Source organism: Hymenobacter sp. HSC-4F20, assembly GCF_019599275.1.
Taxonomy (GTDB): Bacteria; Bacteroidota; Bacteroidia; order Cytophagales; family Hymenobacteraceae; genus Hymenobacter.
Genome location: NZ_JAHZTD010000001.1, coordinates 907,635 through 927,870 on the forward strand (window position 1 = coordinate 907,635; position 20,236 = coordinate 927,870).

Genomic DNA, 20,236 nt, shown 5'->3' on the forward strand with positions numbered 1-20,236 from the left:
GTACCCCGTATTGATATCCCGGAATAACTAAAGCCCCATGGGGAGAAGATCGTTTTCGGCCGATACTTGACAACTCAGTGGTCGCTTTCGGGCGCACTTTTACCTCGGCGAGAGGAATGGAGCTGAGTAGCGTGTCAGGAGCCGCCGCGGCAGTAAAGCTACTAGCGTTTCCTTGGGCAACAGCAGTAGCTTCCAGGAGGAAGGCTGCTAGCAGGGAAAATAGACGGCTACTAATCATTCATCAGAAATACGGCAGGATAGGCAGTAGAATAGGGTTAGTATCTCATCTTACGAAGCTGTAACCGGCCACCAGCGTGGTGCTAGGCGCTGATAAGCCGTCGCACAGGCCCACGCCGTGGCGGAGCCGAGCAAAGCGCCCGCCACTACGTCGGAGGGGTAGTGGGCCCCGAGGTACATGCGGCTGTAGCTGACCAATGCGGCCCAGATATACAGCAGCACTTTAGGGATTCTGTACTGCGCGGGTAGCACCAGGCCCATAAAAACGGCCAGGGCAAACGAGTTAGCGGCGTGCGAAGAAAGAAAGCCGAACTGGCCGCCGCAACCGTTCACCAGGTTCAGGGTTGTGGAGAGGGTAGCGTCGTGGCAGGGCCGCAGCCGGGCGAAGTAAGGTTTGAAAAAGCGGCTGGAAATAACATCGGCCAACGCTACACTGAGACCCAGCAGGGGCAGCAGCAGCAGGGCGCGGCGCTGGAAGAGGTAGCAAAGCACCACCACCAGCACGAAGTAGGCCGGAAACCACACCAGGCGCTCCGAGAAAAAAATCATCCACGCATCCAGCTTGGGCGTGTGGTGGGAGTTGGCGCCCAACAGCAGCCAACGGTCGAGGGCTTGGAGTTGCTCGATCAAGCGGTAGTAGGAGGGTCGGTTAGCCAGTCGATGCCCTTCTGCAGCCACCGTTGGGTGGCGGCCTCGGGGGAGCCGGGCTGGGGTTGCAGGTTGTAGTGCCACTCGGCCTGGGGCGGCAGGCTCATCAGAATGCTCTCGGTGCGGCCCCCGGTTTCCAGCCCGAAGCGCGTCCCCCGGTCGAAGGCCAGGTTAAACTCGGCGTAGCGGCCGCGGCGCACCAGCTGCCACTGCTTCTGCTCGTCGGAGTAGGGTAGGGCCGCATTCTGGCGCATGATGGCCGCGTAGCTGCGGCCATAGACTTCGCCTACGGCCTGCACAAAGGCAAACAGGTGCTCGAACGTACCGTCTTTCCCTACCGTGAGACGGTCGAAGAACAGGCCCCCGATGCCGCGCGTTTCCTGGCGGTGGGGCAGGTAGAAGTACTCATCGGCCCACTGCTTGAAGCGGGGGTAGTAGCTGGCGTCGTGTTGCTGGCAGACGGCCTGGATCTGCTCGTGAAACCAGCGGGCCTGCGCTACATCCACGTAGATGGGAGTCAGGTCCAGCCCGCCCCCAAACCAGGCCTCCCCGCTAGCCGCCTCGAAGTAGCGTACGTTCATGTGGGAGATAGGCACCAGGGGGCTGCGCGGGTGCTGCACCACCGACACACCCGTGGCAAAGTAGCCCGGGTCGGGCATCAGCAGCACGCGGGCGGCCTGCTCGCTCATGGTGCCCTCCACGGCCGAGAAATTGACCCCGCCCTTCTCGATAATGTTGCCCCCGGTGAGTACGCGCGAGCGGCCGCCCCCCCCGCCGTGGTGCTGCCAGGCATCTTCCTGGAAGCGGCCCAGCCCATCGGCGGCTTCAAGCTGCTGGCACAGCCAGTCCTGAAACTGGCGCATCCATTGCTCCACTGTGTCGCGGAAGCGGGGCTGGGAACTCGGGGTTGGAAACGGGCTAGAATGCATACTGTGGAATTCGGCGCGGGCGCGGCACTGCGCCGGGTTTACCCGAAACAGAGGGGGAGGGCCGACGCCATTTTTGAGCCGCAAAGGTAGGGGTTTGTCGGCTTTACAAACAGGTGCCAGCCGATGGGCCCGGGCCCGGGGTGTGGCAGGCTAAAATTCCATCCCGTGCAGTCCGAACAATTACTCATCTTTGCGCCCGCGGCCCGGCGTTTTAGGTCCCAATTCCAGAGTCACTATTCCCTTTTCGTGTTATGAAATTACCCGTCAGGCCGCTGTGGGCAATTATTGGTATCCTCAGTATTGCGTCGTGCAAAGAGAAGTCCCCGCAGCCCGTCGCGGCCCCCGTATATGTGGTCAGCACATTGGCTGGTACCGAGTTGGGCGGGTTCCAGGATGGCTCGGCTACTACGGCCCAGTTCAGCAGCCCCGGCAGCGTAGCCGCCGACGCTCAGGGCAACGTGTACGTAGCCGACTACGGGAACAGCCGCATTCGTAAAATCAGCCCGGCCGGCGTGGTGAGCACCTACGCCGGTACCGGCGGGGAAGGCTACGTCGATGGCCCTGTTGGTACGGCGCAGATTTACTATCCCAACGGCTTAGCTACCGATGCCCAGGGCAACGTGTACGTGACGCAGTACGGAGACCGGATTCGGAAGATAACGCCATCGGGTGTCGTCAGCACCCTGGCTGGCAACGGCTACTACGGCTATGCCGACGGAGCCGCCACCGAAGCCCGGTTCCGCGCGCCGAGTGGCCCGGTTATCGATGCCCAAGGCAATATGTACGTAGCTGATGGCGGCAATAACTGCATCCGTAAGATTTCTCCGGCCGGGGTTGTCAGCACGCTGGCCGGTAGCGCCGCGGCCAACAGCGGCTTTGCCGACGGAGCCGGCCCCGCCGCCCGCTTTTTTACCCCTACCGATGTAACCATTGATTGTGCGGGTAACCTGTTAGTCGCGGATTTTTTGAACAACCGCATCCGCAAGATTTCCCCGGCCGGGGTCGTCAGCACCCTGGCTGGCAGTGGAGAACTAGGCTACGCTGACGGCAATGCCGCTGCGGCACAGTTTTCGGGGCCGGCTGGCGTCGCCGCCGACTGTCAGGGGAATGTGTACGTTGCCGACATGGGCAACCACCGCATCCGGCGTATTTCGGCCGACGGACAGGTGAGCACCGTGGCTGGCAATGGGGAGCGAGGCTACGCCGATGGCGTGGGCAACAGCGCCCAGATTGCCTTTCCCAGCGACGTAACTCTGGACGCATCGGGCACCCTGTACGTAGCCAACGGCCACAAGCACCGCATCCGCAAAATCACCGTCCAGTAAAGGCTCCGCCCCAGCCAGCCGGGGGGAGAATGTCGGCTGGGTCTTTTACCCCAGTGGCTTGCGCAGCAGCAACAGCTCTAGCTTCTGGCGCGGGATGCCAAAACGGGTATCGGTAGGGAAGGCAACCGTTTCGCCGGTGCGCCGGAAGCCGTGACGCTCGTACCAGGCCAGCAGCTCCTCCCGCACGGATATCACCGAAATCAGGAGGCTGGTGCATCCTTGCTGCCAGGCGTGGGCTTCGGCAGCGGCCAGCAGAAACTTACCCAAGCCCTGGGCTTGCTGCGCCGGTTCCACCGAAAGCATGCCCAGGTACAGGTCGGGCACTTGGTTTTTCAGATACACACTACCCAGCAGGTGGCCGGCAGGGGTGCGGGCCAGCAGGAAGGTGGCACCGGGTGCCCGCAGCAGCTCTTGCAACTCCTCGGCATCGGTGCGCTGCCCGTCCAGGAGGTTGGCTTCGGTGGTCCAGCCCTGCCGGGAGGCGTCGCCACGATAAGCGCGGTTAACCAGGGGGAGCAGGTCGGCGAGGTCGGCTTCGGTGGCAGGAGTAATCAGCAAATCGGTAAGCATGGGCGCGAAGGTAAACGGCCGCCGCTAATGGCAGATTACCAAGCGTGCTGCCAACGCTAGCGGGCCGGGCGTGCTGGCAGCGGGAGGCCTGAGCAAGTAGGGGTAGCGAATAGAATGCGACTCGGAGGAAGACCCGTTCTAACACGTATTCATTGCGTAATTTCGCCGGACCAACCCCCACCACCCGTCCATGTTGTCCGACGCTACCTCCACTCTGGAAACCGAGTTTACCATCCAGCCCGACCGCGCCACCCTGCGGCGGGCCTACCTGCTGATGCGCACGGCCGATGAGCTGGCTCGTCTCTACGAAGAAAACAAGGCCGTAACCGCCCGCTACGTGCACGCCACCGCCCGCGGCCACGAGGCCATTCAGCTGGCCGCCGCCTTCCACCTGACCCCCTACGACTACGCCGCGCCCTACTACCGCGACGATGCGATGCTGCTGGGCATGGGGGTAGCCCCCTACGAGCTGATGCTGCAGTTGATGGCCAAGCGCGACGACCCCTTCTCGGGCGGGCGCACCTACTACAGTCACCCCTCGTTGCGGCGGCCGGGGCAGCCTACCATTCCGCACCAAAGCTCGGCCACCGGCATGCAGGCCATTCCGGCTACGGGCGTGGCCCACGGCATCAAGTACCTGGAAGGGCAAGGTCTGCCTCCGAAAGGCTCGGGTGCCGCTCCCGCTACCCCCGCCGTGCCGCCCGTTGTGCTCTGCTCCATCGGCGACGGAGCCATGACGGAAGGCGAGGTAGCCGAAGCCCTGCAAATGGCGGTGCTGCACCAGCTGCCCATTATGTACCTGGTGCAGGATAACGACTGGGGTATTTCGGCGACCAGCCGCGAGATGCGCGCCATGAATGCCTACGAGTTTGCGGCCGGCTTCAAAGGCCTGCACCGCCTGCAGTTCGACGGGGCCGATTTTCTGGCCAGCTACGCCGGCATGCAGCAGGCTACCGAGTACGTGCGCCAGCGGCGCGGGCCGGTGCTGGTGCACGCCAAGTGCCCCCTACTGGGCCACCACACCAGCGGCGTACGGCGCGAGTGGTACCGCGGCGACAATCTCGCCCACCATACCCTCCAGGACCCGCTGCCCCGCTTTCATCAGCAGTTGCTGGAACTAGGCTTTGAAGAGGCCGATCTGCAGGAGCTAGGAGCCCAGGCCCGTGCCACCGTGCTGGCCGACTACCAGCGTGCCCTGGCTGCCCCTACCCCCGACCCGGCTACCTTCGCTGAGCACGAGTTTGCGCCCCCGGCTGTAACCGAGGAAACCGGTGAGCGGAGCCCCGCCGGCGCCGACAAAGCCCTGATGGTAGATGCCGCCCTGCACGCCGTAGATGATATTCTGCGGGAGTTCCCCGAAGCTTTGTTCTACGGCCAGGACGTAGGGGGGGAGCTGGGCGGCGTGTTTCGCGAAGCGGCCCTGCTGGCTAAAAAGTACGGCGACGCCCGCGTGTTCAACACGCCCATCCAGGAGGCCTACATTGTGGGCAGCACGGCCGGCATGAGTGCCGTGGGCGCCAAGGCCATTGTCGAAATTCAGTTTGCCGACTACATCTGGCCCGGCCTCAACCAGTTGGTGGAGGAGCTAAGCAAATCCTGCTACCTCTCCAACGGTAAGTTTCCGGTGCAAAGCCTGATTCGGGTGCCGGTGGGCGCTTACGGCGGGGGCGGGCCCTACCACTCGGGCTCGGTGGAAAGCACCCTGCTCACCATCCGGGGCATTAAGGTGGTGTATCCCAGCAACGCGGCCGACATGAAGGGGCTGCTGCGCGCGGCCTTCCTCGACCCCAACCCGGTAGTGCTGCTGGAGCACAAGGGCCTGTATTGGAGCAAGGTGCCCGGTACCGAAGACGCCAAAACCGTAGAACCCGCCGCGGGCTACGTTATTCCATTAGGCAAAGCGGCCGTAGCGCAGGAAGCCGATGCCACCAAGCTGCGCAACGGCGAAACCTGCGTGGTTATCACGTACGGCATGGGCGTGCACTGGGCCAAAACGGCCAGCAAGCAGTTCCCCGGTCAGGTAGAAGTCCTGGACCTGCGCAGCTTGAACCCCTTGGATTGGGACGCCGTGCAGGCCGCCGTGCGCCGCCACGGCAAAGCCCTGGTGCTCACGGAAGAACCCCTGCTGAACTCCTTCGCCGAAAGCCTGGCCGGCCGCATCCAGCGCCACTGCTTCCGCCAGCTCGATGCGCCGGTGTTTACCCTGGGTGCCGCCAACCTGCCCGCCATTGCCCTTAACGTAGAGCTGGAAAAGCAGATGCTCCCCAATCCCGAGAAGGTAAGCGCCGCCCTGCAAGAGTTGCTGGCCTACTGAGCTAAAAAACAGCTAGCAACGAAAAACGCCCCACTACTGCAGTAGTGGGGCGTTTTTCGTTGCTAGCTGACCTTTGCCCTGTTAGAAGGGGTAGCCGATGCCTAAGTTGAACGCCGTCTGGTCTTCGGCCAGGCTGAACTTGCGGATGGCCCACTTGCTACCCGGTGCTGTGGGGTCGTATACCTTGGTTGCCACGTCCAGGCGCAGAATCAGGAAGGTGAAATCAAACCGGAAGCCGATGCCGGAGCCCACCGCAAATTGCCGGTAGAAGTTGTTCAGGCGGAAGGTAGATTCCTGCTGCCGCTGGCGCTGCTCGTCCTGCTGTGTCTGGCTCTGATTGGGGTTAATAGGCTGGTTGCGTAGTATCCACACATTACCAAAATCAGTGAACACGGCACCCTTAATAAAGCTGTAAAGCGGAAAACGGTACTCTACGTTGCCTTCCAGCAGGAGTTCACCAGGTTGCTCCAGGTCGTAGTCGCGCACCTTTTCTCCGTTTACTTTGAGGAAGTCAGCCGGATTCTCGGGGTCGTATTTGTACTGCGTAGCGGAGCCCACCCCCAGACGGCGGGGCTTCCAGGCCCGCACGCTGGAGCTACCGCCGGCAAAAAGGTACTTGTCGTACGGAATCAGGTAGGCGTTGTCAACCTCGCCGGTAACCGTGTTCTGAATACGGGTTGAAGTAAGCGCCGCCGCCGCGCCGCCGGCCAGGCGGTACACCAGGTAAGACTCCGGCCCCAGCTTATAGTAGCGGCGGTAATCAGCGGTGAACTTGGCGAAATCGTAGATCTTCAGGCGGTTGCCCTGCTGATTTTCGGGGTTGTTCAGCAAGGGCTGCTTTTGATACAGGCTGCGGGTCAGGCCACCTACTTCCGCGAACAGCCGCAGGTAGCGCGCGTCGCGGGTTTCGTTGAAATCGTTGGAATTAAAGAGCGAGGTAGCGTTGATGCTGGGAATAAACAGGTTATCGAAGCTGCGGTAAAGCGGTGAGCCCTGGCGGATCAGGAGGGTTTGCAGGTAGTCAGCAAACGCCTGATCTATTTTGGCAGTCCGAATTACGCTTACGTCAATGGGCGTAAGCACGTACTGCTGGAAAGCCGAGCGCTGCCAGATGTAGTCCAGCGTGCCTTCAACGTTCGTGCGCGTGTAGTCCGGCCGCTGCACGTAGGTGTACGTGGCGTTGAGGCGGGTGCGCGGGTTGTACTGACTGAGGTAGCGGTTGGGCCGCCACGGCACCAGAAACTGGGGTAGTACCAGGTTCACGTTGGCTCCCAACTGAGTAGTCAGCACGCTACGGCCCCGGCTCACGTCGCCTACCTGGCCAACCAGGCTGTATTGTCCTTCGAAACCAGCCCGCAAGCCAAACTCCAGCAGCTCGGCCCCACCAAACACGTTCCTGATTTTCAGGCGCACGTTGCCAAACGGGCCCGTTTTTTCCGCCACGTAGGTAGCCCCGAACTCGGAGGTTTCCTGGAATTTCTTGGCCGGCGACGCATTCACCGTCGCGTCGAGCAGGCCGCGGGCGGAGTCGGCCGGCGCTTCCGCACCCCGCACGCGCCGGTACGTAACGGTGCTGAAGCGGAACATATCCAGGTTGGAAAGCTGGCGCTGCGTCAGTTGGGTTTTCGCCACGCTGTAGGCGTCGCCGGGGCGCACCACCAGCTTGCGGTCCAGGGCCCGGGTGCTGAACTTGTGCTGATACGCCAGGTAGTACACCGAGTCGCGGATGATGGTGTCGCGCTGCCGGCCAAAGCGCACCAGCCCGGCATCCGTGATAAAGCTGACCCGCCGGACGGTGTAGAGGCGGTGCTGCTCGCCGCGCAGAGGCTTGGAAATAATAGTGCGCAGCCGCACGGAGGTAGGCGCGAAGCTGGTATCCGCCTCCAGGGTAATGTACTGCTGGCGAAAATCGTAGTAGCCCTGGTTTTTGAGCAGGTCCTCAATCCGGTTGCGCTCGGCCCCAATCTGTTCCTCGTCGTACTGGTTGCCTACCCGGAGCAGGCTCTGGGGCTGGCTGGCCAGCACCCGGCGCGAAATAGCCGTGTCGGCAATATCGTAGTCGAGCTGGGAGTAGTGAAAGGCTGGCCCTTCGTGAATGCGGTACACCACCGTGACGCGCTGGGAATCGGTGTGGAAGGGCGAGCGGAGGGTGAAGATGCGCAGGGGGGCAAACTGCCGGGTAGGCACGGTATCCGTAACGGAAACCGAGCTGCGAAAAAAGCCCTTCGACTTCAGGAACGTTCCCAGTTGCTCCACCGACACGGCCGTCAGCGTGGAGTCGTAGATAACCGGCGGCTCGCCCAGGCGCATAATGGCGTTGCCTTTGTCGAGGGCCAGCTGGTGGCGTTGGGTGTGCCGCTCGCGCTTCGTGAGCAGCTTGCCTACCTCAGCCGAGTCGGTGCCGGCGGCCTTAATCAGCTGGTCATAGTGGGTGCGGTCCTCTTCGAGCTTGCGTTGCAGGCGCTCGGGGTTATAAAAGGAGCGGCCTAGCTGGTAGATGGCTACCTTTGGCAGCGGAAAGGTGCTGTTTGGCTTCTGCTGCACCAGTGTTTGCAGCCGCTCAACATCGGCCTTTTCAGTGCCTTCTACCTTTACGCGGCTGAGCAGGCGCTGCCCTGGTTTCAGCAAGCGCAGGGGCGAGCAGCCGCTCAGGCCGCCTGCTATCAGCAAGCTGCCCAGCGCCACCCGCGCCCCGTTTTTCCCCGACAAAAGCCCTGCAGTGGGGCCACGACCCTTAATTGGCGAATATGATTTCAAAAGCAGTAGCGAAATACGTGCACGCGCTGCACCTGAAGAAGTACCGTTCCCGGCACGGGGCCTTCCTGGTAGAAGGCGGTAAAAGCGTGCGGGAGCTGCTAAGTTCCGGGATTCTAACGGAACGGCTGGTGGTTACGTCTGAATTCGGTGAGAAAATCCGGCAGGAAATTCCGGCGGGCCTACCCGTGGACGTGGTATCTGAAGAGGAACTCACCCGCCTGGGCACGCTCAGTACCAACAATACGGCCCTAGCCGTAGCCCGCCTGCCCCCGGAAAAACCCCTGCAGCCCGCCGCCGGCCAGCTTTTCCTGGCCCTCGACGAAGTACGTGACCCTGGTAATGTGGGCACCCTCATCCGCCTGGCCGACTGGTACGGACTGGCCGGGGTAGTCTGCTCCGATACGTGCGCCGACCCCTGGGCTCCCAAAACTGTGTCGGCTACGATGGGCTCCTTTACCCGCGTGCCCGTCTGGCAGCGCGACCTGCCTACTTGGCTGAGCGCGCTACCCTCTGATCTGCCCGTGTACGGCGCCGACCTGCACGGCGACAATGTGCACCGCCTGACTCTGCAGCCCTCCGGCGTGCTCGTGATGGGTAGTGAGAGCCACGGCCTGACGCCCCCCGTGGAAGCCTGCCTTACCCAGCGCCTGCACATTCCGGGCCGCGGCCAGGCCGAAAGCCTCAACGTTGCCGTGTCGGCGGCCATTCTGCTGGATAACTTCTACCGCCATGAGGTGAAATAGTGGGGTAGCCAGCAGTCTGACGCGCAAGTTGCGCCGTAGAGCAGCCCCAGCGGGTGGCATACCGGTAGTACGCCTACCCCCTTACCCGTTTAAAGCCCGAGTGGGGCGACACCATCCGTTAAACGATTGGTGTCGCCCCACTCGGGCTTTTATTTTCTGCCTATAAGCTGCCCTTAGGGGCTCGCGGGACGGTCAATTCATTGCTACTGCAGCACGGAGATGCCGAAGCTGAGGGTTTGAGCCTGGGGTCCGCGGTTGTTTTTGAACGTGTCGTTGAGGTTGTACTTGGCGAAGAGGTCGAGGCCGCGGATGCCGATGGTGCCCTGCAGGCCGTACTGGAAGTCGGCCAGGTTGTAGGAGCCGCGGTCCTTGTCTTTCTTGGTGTTGCCCTCCTGCTCGTACTTGATTTTGGTGTGCGAGCCCAGGCGGTAGCCCACAAACCCGCCGGCGCCGATGCGGAAGGCGTCGCGGCCTTTCTTGTTCTTGAAGTTGAGCGTAGCCATCAGCGGCAGGTTGATGCTGGAAACAGACAGCTTGCTTTTCTGTAGCTCCCGGTCGGGGAAGAACGGATCTACGGTGACGACCGTGCGACCGGCCAGATCAAAAAACTGGTAGTTCTTGTCTAGCATGTAGTTGTTAAAGGCCAGCTCAGGACCGGTAACCAGGTGGAAGGGCGAGCCTTTTTCTCCTACCCGGATGTCATAGTGCCAGTTCAGGCTGAGGTAGCGCGAACCGATGGGGCGGAGGTCAAAGCCCTCGCCGCCCACGGGCGTTTCACGGTTTACCAGCGTGTTCAGGCCCAGGTCGATGTTAAAGTTGCTGTGTACGGCGCGGTTAGATTTTTCATCATTCTTGGCTTTGCGCTGGGCTTCTTTTACCGAGTCTGGCGTAGAGCTGATCCGAACGGACACGCCTTCCTTGTCATCGGGCTTGTCATACACTGTCATCCCAAAGGCCCGGCCCAGTACTACGTCCACCCGGTCCGCTGATTTGGTCTGGCTGCCGGGGCCTTGGTTGCGCACCGTAATACGGATTTGCTCGGGTACCTTTTTGCCGGGTTGCTCCTTGGCGGGATAGAACTCCATGGTCACCTGCTCCGATTTAGAGTTTTTGCCAGCGGCCTCAGCCTGGGTGATGTAAGCGTCGAGCAGCACCAGCAGGGAGTCAAGCTTGTACTGGCGCATCTGCCGGAGCTGGGCTTTATCCTTGACGTAAAGCGTCATGGTAGCCTGGTTGGGCAGCTTCACCAGAATAGTGTCGTCGTTGCCGGGGTGCGCGGCGGCGCGGGCAGTGCTGGTCGAGGCCAGACCCATCAGCAGAAAGGCAAGGAGAGCAAAGTAGCGTTTCATGATACAAGGCGCGTAAAGCGGGAGAGTTAGAGTTGAATGGTTTTGGTAAGCGTACGACCAGCCACATGAGCCTGCACCGTTACCGATTCGGGTAGCCCGGCCTCGGTGAGGCTCACCCGCTCGCCTTTCACGGCGTTGCGGGCCTGCCGGAGCAAGGAAGTCAGGCGGGGGCGGCGGGTAGGCGCGGCCGCTAAAGCCGCAGCTTCCGTGCCCGGGCGCACTTCCACTTCAATGGGGCCGGTAAGGGCCACCGTAGCGGTAGGCAACTCCGCGGGGCGGTCCAGCTCCGGGTCCGGTCCACGTTCCGGAAGTGTAGGACGGGTAGGAGCAGCGGGGGCACTGGCCAGGGCGAGCTGGCGCGGCGCGGGGGCCGTAGAAGCCTGGGGCCGGGCGGGCAGGCTGTTCTCCGAAGCGGGGGCTGGTTGTACACCCGCAGACCGGGCTTCGGAAGAAGGTGCCGTAGTGGCCACTACGGCGGCTGGCTTATTGGCCTGGGCTTCTGGGAGGCTAGATGGAGAAGCGGGGGTAGGCGTTGCCTGGGGAGCAGAAATATTTTCTTTACTGATTCCGGGCGTGGGGCGGGTCGTAGTAGCCGCCATTTCGCGGGTGCCGGGGCGGCCGGGGCTGCTACCCGTCAGCACCCACCAGGCGCCGCCCAGCAGTGTGAGCAGCGTTACGGCCGCCGCAGCCAGCCATAGCACAGGGCGCTTGCGGCGGGGCTGCATCTCGGCCTCAATTTCGGCCCAGAGGAAAGCGGGCGGGGTAGGCGCGTGGCCCTGCAGCCGCTCGCGAAACAGCTTATCAATATCTTCCGGTTGCATACAGTTCTTTCGGAGTGTGGGTGGAGGAGGCCGCCGGTTGGGCTTGGGCGCTGGCTACCGCGAGGCGGCGCTGGAGCATGGCCCGGGCCTTACTGAGCTGCGACTTACTGGTGCCCTCCGAAATACCGAGCAGCTCGCCGATTTCGGGGTGGGTGTAGCCCTCCAGGGCGTACAGGTTAAAAACGGTCCGGTAGCCGGCCGGCAGCTCAGCCAGCAGGGCCAGCATATCGTCGGCATTTAGGCGGCTTTCGGCTTCGGCGGGGGTAGCGGGCGTTTCGTAGGTCAGGTCGTCGATGGCCAGGTGCAGGGGCTCTTTGCGCCGCAGCATGCCCAGGGCCTCGTTTACGACAATCCGGCGAATCCAGCCCTCGAAGGAGCCTTCGTGCCGGTACTGATCCAGGGCCCGGAACACTTTTGTGAACCCCACAATGAGGGCTTCCTCGGCATCTTCGCGCCGTCGCAGATAGCGCAGGCACACGGAGAGCATCAGCCCGGCAAACCGCTCGTAAAGCAGCTTCTGGGCCCGACTGCTCCCTTGGCGGCAGGCGGCTATGAGGTCAGCATCAGTCACGGAAGGAAGGGTAAAGTTCAGATCAAAGCAGGGCGTTTGAGGGGCTAGATGGAAAGTGAGGGGTAGGGGTTGCCTGGGAAGTAAAAAAAGGTGCTGTCTAACTCAGCGGAAATATAATGCCACTGATAATCAGCCAGAAAAATTCTCAAGGAGCTTATTGCTGCTGATAAAGCAAAGAGCCTTCTATGATAAGCGCGCCGCAGCATCTGGCCCGAAGCTAACCGTTGGCTCGGAACCGTAGCGCTGGTGGGCTAAGTGTCGGGGGTTGGCATGGCGAGCTGATTTTCCGGATGTTGCTACCTGCCTGTTTACTCTGAACCCCCTGGCCGGCTTCGGCTACGTTTTAGTGACTAATAGGAATAGTATTTATAATAAAAATATATGTTTGACGTAGGGTTTTATTAGGTAATACAAATATATTATTTCAAATTGGTGAGCCGAATTACCAATATCATTAGTAGTCAGAAATGCGTCTGCAGCTATACCTCACAGCCAGCCAGGCTGTCCCATTCGACCACCTACCTACCCTGAAAGGCGCCTTCCACCGCTGGCTGGGCCACAACGACGACCTCCACGATGGCCTTTCGCTCTATTCCCTCTCCTGGCTGCGCGGCGGCCGGGGCAGCCGTGGCGGCCTCTGGTTCCGCGACGGCGCCCACTGGAGCATCTCCGCCCACGACCCGCAGCTGATTCACCAGCTCGTCGGCGGCATTATCCGGGTGCCAGAGCCGGGTCTGGGCCTGACCGTGCGCGACGCCCGCCTTATCACGCCGCCCGCCTTCCAGGATGGTGAGCAGTGGTTTCGGGTGCTCAGCCCTGTATTTGTGAAGTGGGAAACCCAGCCCGGCAAACCGGCCGATCATCTTACTTACCACGACCCGCGCACCGACGAGCTGTTGACCCAAACCCTGCGCCACAAGCTTCGCCAAGCCGGCCTCGATGATACCGGCGCCGCCGTCCGCTTTGACCGGGACTACCCCGGCGCGAAAAGCAAGCTGTTCCGGTACAAAGCCGTGCAGTGCCGCGCCAGCCAGTGCCCCGTCATCGTCACCGGCACCGCCGAGCAAATCCGGTTTGCCTGGTGCGTAGGAGTAGGCCACTCGACGGGGCTGGGATGCGGAGCGCTGGAGTAGATTGTTACACGATTTATCAAGTTCGCACTATGCTTTACGCAGTGAAGTACACCGGCCCGTTTGGCTACCTCAAGCCATGGACGGCCGTTCGGGACGGAGAAACCTATTCCCAGCAATTCTTAACTCCTTCAGTCATTGAAGGTATGCGCCAAAAGCTCGGCGTTTCTGCTATTCTCCGGCATAAGCTGACCTATACCGGGCTGAGTATGCAGCAGGAACAGACCCAACCCCGGGGCTGGATTCACGAGAAGAAAAAGCAGCAGATGACGCGCCCTCGCGCTATTCTAATGCGGGGAGTACTACTGGAGCCAGAACTGCACCTGGCCTTTGCCAGCGCGGAAGAAGCCGATTTGGCTGCCAGCCAGCATCTGTGCCTATGTCGCAACGAAGATATTGTCCTGCCCACCGAGCCCCTGATCTTAGATGAGGCCGATTTTAACGCCTTAGCCGGGTTCGAACTCCGCCCAGCAGACGCCTCCGAAACAGGGGCTTTTCTGGTAGGCTTCAACCGTTTCGCAGAAGGTGCTCCGATGCATGGACGGCTGGAAATTACCGGCAACCCTATTCGCCAGGTGGCCGCGGCGCTATGAATACCGACGATATCTTGGCCAAAAGTGCCAGCCACGGCGGCGAGCTTAGCCTTGAAGCCCACACCCGGCACGTTATGGAAGTGGCTACTGCCGTGGCGCGGGCTACCGGGCACGATGAGCGCCTGACGTTGCTCGGGGCCGCCCTGCATGACCTGGGCAAAGCACATCCTGCCTTTCAGAGTAAACTACGGGCACCTAAAACCACTCTGGCCGCAAACACGATTCTGCACCGGCACGAGTTATCGTCGCTGGGGTTTCTGCCGCTGGTAGCGCGGGCAGACTGGCCGGCTGTAATCGATATGGTAGTGGCGCACCATAAGCCTATGCACCAGCCCAACGACCTGTTTGGTAAAGGCATCCTGGACCTAGAAGACCGAAGCCATACCTGGCAGCGGGACCATCTGGCTGGCTGGGATGACTGGGCACCCGGCGCGCTGGCTGTGCTGGCAAAGCTGGGTATTGCCACGCGCCCCATACCCAGGGCCGAAGCCGAAGCCGCGGTGCAGTTCGCGGTGCAGCACTGTGAGGCCAAGCGTAAAGGCTGGTCCGCATGGCGCGGGGTGCTGCAAGCAGCAGATCATTTCGCCTCCGCACTTCAGCACGATGCGGCTGACCAGTTGGCAACCCTTTTTGCCACGCCCGATCTGTCCTTTTTCAATCGGTCGGCGCCTTTGTATCCCCTGTCTCTGGAGCGGGCCGATCAGCCTCAACAGCACACACTGGTAGTAGCTCCCACGGGTGCCGGCAAAACCGATTATCTGCTTCGCCGCTGCCGGGGGCGCGTATTCTATACGCTGCCCTTCCAAGCCTCTATTAACTCCATGTTTCGGCGGATGCTGGCGGCCAACACAGGTGGTCATGTACGGCTGCAACATGCTATTTCACAGCTGGTAGAAGAGCGGGGCATAGTAGAAAAACAGCTCCAATCTTTGGTAGGGGCCTCGGTGAAGGTATTAACGCCGCATCAGTTGGCTGCTGTAGTATTCGGTACACCAGGCTATGAGGCGGTCATCCTGGATATACGCGGCGCGGATATTATTCTGGACGAGGTGCATACCTATGCAGCCCAGGCCCAATCGATGGTGTTGGAAATTGTGGCTGCACTGGCCCGGCTGGGCTGCCGCATCCACATCGGGACGGCCACTATGCCCTCGGTGCTTTACCAAGAATTGCTGCGCCGGTTGGGTGGCCCGGATGCCGTGGCAGAAGTAGCCTTACCCCCTGAAACTCTCCGCCAGTTTGATCGGCACGCCGTGCATAAGATGGCTCGTAACCCCGAAAACCCGGCGGCCTGGCCTGAAGAGGCTGATGATATTCTGCAGGCGGCGCTGGATGCTGGGGAAAAGGTATTAGTCATCTGCAATACGGTGCAAGGCGCTCAGCAACGGTATAAGCAACTGCGTCACCAGTTTCCTGATGTTAAGCGGCTCTTGTTGCACAGCCGCTTCAAGCGCGGTGACCGGGCCGAGCGGGAACAGCGCCTCGAAAATGACTTTAATGACCCAAGAAATCCTGGCCCCTGCCTCGTGGTTTCCACGCAGGTAGTGGAAGTAAGTCTGGACATCAGCTTTGACCGGATGATTACCGAAGCCGCGCCGCTGGACGCATTGGTGCAACGGTTTGGGCGCGTAAACCGCCGCCGTACTGCCGACACTATTGGTAAGCTTAAGCCAGTCCATGTATTGGAACCCGCGCCTAGCTGCCTGCCCTACGACCGCGCCATCGTCGAAGCCAGCTTTGCCCAGCTGCCTGACCACGGCCACGTATTGCCGGAGCAAGAGTTGCAGGCTCGCATCGACGTAGTATACCCGACGTTGGAAGTGTCCAATATCAGTACCCACGTCATTTGGGACGGTGACCGGTGTACGCTGCGAGAATTGTGTAACAATGCCCGCTCGGTATTGGTGGACGTGCTGGACATTGAGTCGACGGCCTGCATTCTGGAAGCAGACCGGCAAGCCTACCTCGATGCTAAGTGGGAGGCGCGTACGATGCTGGAAATTCCGGTGAGCTGGCGCAGTATGTACGCCCATAAAACCAAGTATGAGCGGCTGGAAGTAGGCAATATGCCGTTCGTAGTGCCCGGCAATGAGGAATATGAAGAGCTAGGCCTCCAGTTCGAAGAGCACAATCCATTTCTATAATCCATTCAGCCATGTATACCAGCTATATCGGCCGGCGGCTGCTCAGACTTTACCGGGAGCAAACCGGGGAAGAATTGTCAGCCCGACAGTTTTTCGAGCAGCAGCTCTACCCGCTTTTTTACGCACACAAACGCTACCTGCAGTGGGTGCCCAGCTCACCCTTTGCGCAGAAAGTAGCGCAGGGCAACCTGGTAGCCGGCAAAACCGAAGCGGATATTCAGTTAGCTACTCTGCACCACAAAATAGCCAATGTGGCTCCTGACGCCAGCTTTGTAATCGGGTTTCCGGCGGCTGGGGTGGAAGGCACTACGTCCGGGCAAGTATCGGGCGTAGGGCCCACGGTAGGCACCGAAGAAATTTACTGCTCCTGGATTGGCGGAGCCTTGGGTATCGGCGTCAGCGGTGGACTGTCGTTGCTGCTGGATGAAGATGACGTGTTATGGACGCTGTTTCAGGGCTGGGCGCACTACCGCACTTATCTGGAGCAACGTCCTAACATGAAAGGCAACCAAATTGACACTTGGAATGGCCATTGGCTTACTCATGCACTTAGCCCGCTATTTGAGGCTGCACACCCTTGGGACGGCTTCACTATTGAGCTAGCAGATACCAGCGGCACGCTTTCGATGCCGACGAAAGAATGGGTACAGGTAATTTTCTCTCTGGCGAGCCACTATAAGCGTAACCTGACGGCCTATGTATACAGCTTGGCTCAAACCAACCGCACCATTGGGTTTGTACCGCTGCATCTGGATGGAATAAATCGGGTGCGTGACTTAAACAGTAGGCTATTTCTGTTTCCGGAAGCCGTGCAAAGTGCGGGTATCGATGCGCTATTACGGCTCTACGCCACTTATTACGGATTCGCTCGGGCCTGTCAGCTGGGAGCTATCGGCCTAGCAGCAATTGAGCCCGCCAAACTGCGCGAGTACGTAGGTGGTCCCGATTACGCTCCCAAGCCCCTTTCCGTCAAAACCGAAGAAGCCGCCATTCAATTTGCCTTTCAACAAATCTGGATACTTGCCATGCTCAACAATCAGGAACTCTATACCGCCGCCGACCGATTAGCGGAGGCGCTGCAGCAGTACGCTGGTACAGCCACCCAAGGAAAAACCACGCTAGACCGCCAAGTGGAGAAGGTCTTCGTCAAGCATCGTCCTGCGTTTATCGAGCGTCTGACCGAAATTCTTGAAGAAGCCAAGAGCAGTGCGACGGAGTACGTGCCTGCTTTTGATGAAGCAGTACGCCAGATTATGCTCATGCCTGTAGACAACTTCCCTTTGTTTGCCATTCTCACCCGGTTCCGCTACGTGGCCCGCCGAGCCGGCAGTGGCTCCAATTAGTTTTTAACTCATTCATTTCTCTTAACTAATGAATCCTTACATCTACCTCCGGGGCCTGCGCCACGCCGAACACACCGTCTTTGCCGTGCAGGACGGCCAGAAATATTATACGGATGCGCAGTTCGGTATCCGCCAAGCTTATTCCAGCGGGCAGCAAGTGAAGCGCAGCATTATGGATGCGCTGACTACTGGCCTCAACGTGCCGCCAGCTCCCATTACCTTCAACTGGCAAATCAAGAAGGGCAAAAACACAGAAGTACAGTTCGAGCAGAAAGAACCCTGGTCGCCCTGCGACCCAACCCATGTAGATCAGCTGTTAGGCGGCTATATGCGCGCTGAAACCGGGGAGTTTACGATCAAGCGCCGTAGCCCGCTCTCTATTTCGGCCATGCGCCCCCTGCATCCACTGCTCGGTGGCCTGGAAAGAGAGCGGGAGAATCTGACGTTTGACCGCACCTCGCATCCTACCCATCATCCAGTACGGGTACGCGACGAAAAGGGCAACGAACTATCTCAAGACGATGTGGATACCTTGCTGCTCAATACCAAGCGTAACCTGCCCAACCGCATCTGGATTCCGGACCATAGCCGCGCGTCTGGTCTGTTTGTGTACGATGTATGTGTGGACCTGCGCACGTTGTTCTGTGTTTCCACCAACACACTGGAGCCCGAGTTGCACCCGTCAAAAACGCAGGAATTGAAGGATAAAGGCTGGACCGAAACGCGCAATGTGTTTGGCCCTTGTCTGCTGGCCCCCAAGGAACACCGCGAAAAGTACATCCCAGCCTTGGCCTATGCTCTTATCAACTGGCGCATTACCAGCAACCAGGCCCGCACCTTCAGCCTGATGGAAACACTGGCGCTGGCCGTAAGCGATAATGCGAATCATCTGGCCGGAGCTATTCGGGGACAACTGCGTGAGGACACGGAAAAGCCGACTGCGAAGCCTATATTGGACGAAACCGCCGGAGCTACGGTCTATATCGCGCTACCGGCTGGCGGCTACATTGCCGGAGCTTATGGCGCTGCCGATGCCTTAGAGCGGGCCGAGCAGGATATTGCTCAGCGTCTGCGTGACTTTGACTATGAGAATCAGATAGCCGGCTAAAACAGGACGGGCAGCCTTCAGCAATGAGGCTGCCCGTCCTGTTTTTAACTCATGCGCTAGCGTTATGCACATCACCGGCAAGCATATCAATTACTACCATATCTGCCACCGCAAGCTGTGGCTGTTTCACAATGGCATCAGCTTTCAGCACACGCACGCCAACGTGGCCGATGGTACGCTGCTACACCAGACGGCGTATCCGCAACGGGCAGCCCGCTTCCGAGAAGTGCAGATTGCGGGCATTAAGATAGATTTCTATGATCCGCAGGACCGGGTAATCCACGAAATTAAGCGTTCCGATAAGTTAGAGCACGCCAGCGTCGCGCAGCTGCACTACTACCTCTATGTGCTGGAGCGGCACGGGATAGAAGGGCCTACCGGCGTTCTGGAATATCCAAAGAGCCGCCAGACGCACGCGGTAACGCTCACGGACGTCGAGCGGGCCGCCATTCCGGAGTGGGAATCTGCTATTGAGCTTATCGTCACTAAACCCGAGTGCCCACCTGTCATTAACAAACCTCTCTGCAGGCAATGTAGCTATTATGAGTTCTGCTACGTGGGCGAGTAAAGCAGACGCGACGTTGATGTAATCGAACTAGCGGTTTAACCTACCAAGCCCGATAAGTATTTCTAAGCCCAAAATCTCATGCGAAAGACCTATTACTTATTCAACCCTGGCCGGCTGGCCCGCAAGGATAATACGCTGCAATACACTGCCTATGATGAGCAGGGGCTGCCAGGGCAGGTGAAATACCTGCCGGTGGAAGACGTATCCGACCTGTATGTGTTCGGTTCGCTCGATGCGAACTCATCACTCTATAACTTTCTGGGGAAGAGCGGCATTTCGGTGCACTTTTTCGATTACTACGAGCACTACACCGGCTCGTTTATGGCTAAAGAGTATCTGCTGGCGGGCAAGCTGCAGGTGCAGCAGACCCAACACTACACCTCCAAAGCCAAGCGCATTACCCTGGCCCGCAAGTTTGTGGAAGGCTCGGCGTTCAATCTGCTCAAGAACCTGCGCTATTACCAGGGCCGTGGCCGGGAGGTAGGGCAGGAGATAGGCCAGATTGAAGGCTACGTAGCGGCGCTGCCCTTCGCCACGGCCGTGGATGAGCTGATGGGCCTGGAAGGCAACATCCGCCAGACCTACTACGGCGCCTTTGACCGTCTCGTGCCCACCGATTACGCCTTCGGGACCCGCACCACCCAACCCCCACAAAACGAGCTGAATGCGCTCATGTCGTTTGGCAACATGCTCTGCTATTCGGCCTGCCTCTCGCAGATTTATCATACCCAGCTCAACCCCACCATCAGCTTTCTGCACGAGCCCGGCACCCGCCGTTTCTCCTTGGCCTTGGACCTGGCCGAAATCTTTAAACCCCTGTTGGTGGACCGCCTAATTTTTCGGGTGCTCAATAAGAAGGAAATTCAACCAAAGGATTTTATGCAGGATTTAGGTCGCTGCGTGCTCAAGGAAGCAGGTAGGAAAACGGTGGTACGCGTGTTTGAGGAGCGCTTGAAGGAAACGATTCAGCACCGCAGCCTCAAGCGTAGCGTCAGCTACCAGCACCTGATCAAGCTTGAATGCTACAAGCTGACCAAACACCTGATGCAGATGGAGGAATACAAACCCTTTAAAGCTTGGTGGTAA

17 protein-coding genes are annotated in these 20,236 nt (G+C 59.8%); 10 read left to right on the plus strand and 7 right to left on the minus strand.

All coding sequences use genetic code 11. From position 1 onward, the window contains the following. Positions 1 to 288: 288 nt before the first annotated feature. Positions 289 to 867, minus strand: a complete 579-nt coding sequence (locus K3G63_RS03890; protein WP_220612768.1) for a phosphatase PAP2 family protein — start codon at positions 865 to 867, stop codon at positions 289 to 291. Continuing rightward, complete coding sequence (hemF, locus tag K3G63_RS03895) at positions 864 to 1,814, minus strand: oxygen-dependent coproporphyrinogen oxidase (RefSeq protein WP_220612769.1); 951 nt, start codon at positions 1,812 to 1,814, stop codon at positions 864 to 866. Before hemF ends, K3G63_RS03890 begins: the two co-directional genes overlap by 4 nt. A 251-nt stretch (positions 1,815 to 2,065) precedes the next feature. Here hemF and K3G63_RS03900 point away from each other — a divergent pair, with 251 nt between their 5' ends. Continuing rightward, positions 2,066 to 3,139 carry an NHL repeat-containing protein gene (locus tag K3G63_RS03900; RefSeq protein ID WP_220612770.1) on the plus strand — a complete coding sequence of 358 codons (1,074 nt, stop codon included), beginning with the start codon at positions 2,066 to 2,068 and terminating at the stop codon, positions 3,137 to 3,139. Positions 3,140 to 3,184: 45 nt separating this feature from the next. Here K3G63_RS03900 and K3G63_RS03905 read toward each other — a convergent pair whose 3' ends face one another. Continuing rightward, positions 3,185 to 3,709, minus strand: coding sequence for a GNAT family N-acetyltransferase (locus K3G63_RS03905; RefSeq protein WP_220612771.1), 525 nt, complete (start codon positions 3,707 to 3,709; stop codon positions 3,185 to 3,187). 190 nt (positions 3,710 to 3,899) lie between these two features. Between K3G63_RS03905 and K3G63_RS03910 the strand changes: the two genes are divergently transcribed. After that, positions 3,900 to 6,023: a thiamine pyrophosphate-dependent enzyme gene (locus K3G63_RS03910; protein WP_220612772.1), complete on the plus strand. Its 2,124-nt coding sequence runs from the start codon at positions 3,900 to 3,902 to the stop codon at positions 6,021 to 6,023. 81 nt (positions 6,024 to 6,104) lie between these two features. Here the strand turns inward: K3G63_RS03910 and K3G63_RS03915 are convergent, their stop codons facing one another. Next, the gene (locus K3G63_RS03915; protein ID WP_220612773.1) at positions 6,105 to 8,780 is read right to left on the minus strand and encodes a BamA/TamA family outer membrane protein; all 2,676 of its coding nucleotides are present in this window, start codon (positions 8,778 to 8,780) and stop codon (positions 6,105 to 6,107) included. Between K3G63_RS03915 and K3G63_RS03920 the strand changes: the two genes are divergently transcribed. Further along, entirely contained in the window at positions 8,771 to 9,523 is a 753-nt protein-coding gene (locus tag K3G63_RS03920) for an RNA methyltransferase (RefSeq protein WP_220612774.1), read from the plus strand. The genes K3G63_RS03915 and K3G63_RS03920 overlap by 10 nt on opposite strands. Before the next feature lie 203 nt (positions 9,524 to 9,726). On the opposite strand, the gene K3G63_RS03925 is transcribed toward K3G63_RS03920, so the two are convergent. The 3 genes from K3G63_RS03925 to K3G63_RS03935 are packed head-to-tail and all read right to left on the minus strand — an operon-like array spanning position 9,727 to position 12,264. Further along, positions 9,727 to 10,872, minus strand: a complete 1,146-nt coding sequence (locus K3G63_RS03925) for a porin family protein (RefSeq protein ID WP_220612775.1) — start codon at positions 10,870 to 10,872, stop codon at positions 9,727 to 9,729. Between the two features lie 26 nt (positions 10,873 to 10,898). Further along, entirely contained in the window at positions 10,899 to 11,693 is a 795-nt protein-coding gene (locus K3G63_RS03930; RefSeq protein ID WP_220612776.1) for a hypothetical protein, read from the minus strand. Further along, positions 11,674 to 12,264, minus strand: a complete 591-nt coding sequence (locus K3G63_RS03935) for an RNA polymerase sigma factor (RefSeq protein WP_220612777.1) — start codon at positions 12,262 to 12,264, stop codon at positions 11,674 to 11,676. The genes K3G63_RS03930 and K3G63_RS03935 overlap by 20 nt, the downstream gene beginning before the upstream one ends. A gap of 467 nt (positions 12,265 to 12,731) precedes the next feature. Between K3G63_RS03935 and K3G63_RS03940 the strand changes: the two genes are divergently transcribed. The 7 genes from K3G63_RS03940 (at position 12,732) to cas1b (ending at position 20,236) form a co-directional block, all read left to right on the plus strand. Beyond that, positions 12,732 to 13,397 carry a CRISPR-associated endoribonuclease Cas6 gene (locus tag K3G63_RS03940; RefSeq protein WP_220612778.1) on the plus strand — a complete coding sequence of 222 codons (666 nt, stop codon included), beginning with the start codon at positions 12,732 to 12,734 and terminating at the stop codon, positions 13,395 to 13,397. Between the two features lie 29 nt (positions 13,398 to 13,426). Beyond that, complete coding sequence (locus K3G63_RS03945) at positions 13,427 to 13,987, plus strand: hypothetical protein (protein ID WP_220612779.1); 561 nt, start codon at positions 13,427 to 13,429, stop codon at positions 13,985 to 13,987. Beyond that, positions 13,984 to 16,131 carry a CRISPR-associated helicase Cas3' gene (gene cas3 / locus K3G63_RS03950; RefSeq protein WP_220612780.1) on the plus strand — a complete coding sequence of 716 codons (2,148 nt, stop codon included), beginning with the start codon at positions 13,984 to 13,986 and terminating at the stop codon, positions 16,129 to 16,131. Before K3G63_RS03945 ends, cas3 begins: the two co-directional genes overlap by 4 nt. Positions 16,132 to 16,142: 11 nt before the next feature. Then, the gene (locus tag K3G63_RS03955; RefSeq protein ID WP_220612781.1) at positions 16,143 to 17,474 is read left to right on the plus strand and encodes a hypothetical protein; all 1,332 of its coding nucleotides are present in this window, start codon (positions 16,143 to 16,145) and stop codon (positions 17,472 to 17,474) included. A 28-nt stretch (positions 17,475 to 17,502) separates the two neighbouring features. Then, positions 17,503 to 18,582 (plus strand): CRISPR-associated protein Cas7, encoded by a 1,080-nt coding sequence (locus K3G63_RS03960; RefSeq protein WP_220612782.1) that lies wholly within the window; start codon positions 17,503 to 17,505, stop codon positions 18,580 to 18,582. Positions 18,583 to 18,646: 64 nt separating this feature from the next. Beyond that, positions 18,647 to 19,150 (plus strand): CRISPR-associated protein Cas4, encoded by a 504-nt coding sequence (cas4, locus tag K3G63_RS03965; RefSeq protein WP_220612783.1) that lies wholly within the window; start codon positions 18,647 to 18,649, stop codon positions 19,148 to 19,150. A gap of 78 nt (positions 19,151 to 19,228) precedes the next feature. Then, a complete protein-coding gene (cas1b, locus tag K3G63_RS03970; RefSeq protein ID WP_220612784.1) occupies positions 19,229 to 20,236 on the plus strand; it encodes a type I-B CRISPR-associated endonuclease Cas1b in 1,008 nt (335 codons plus the stop codon).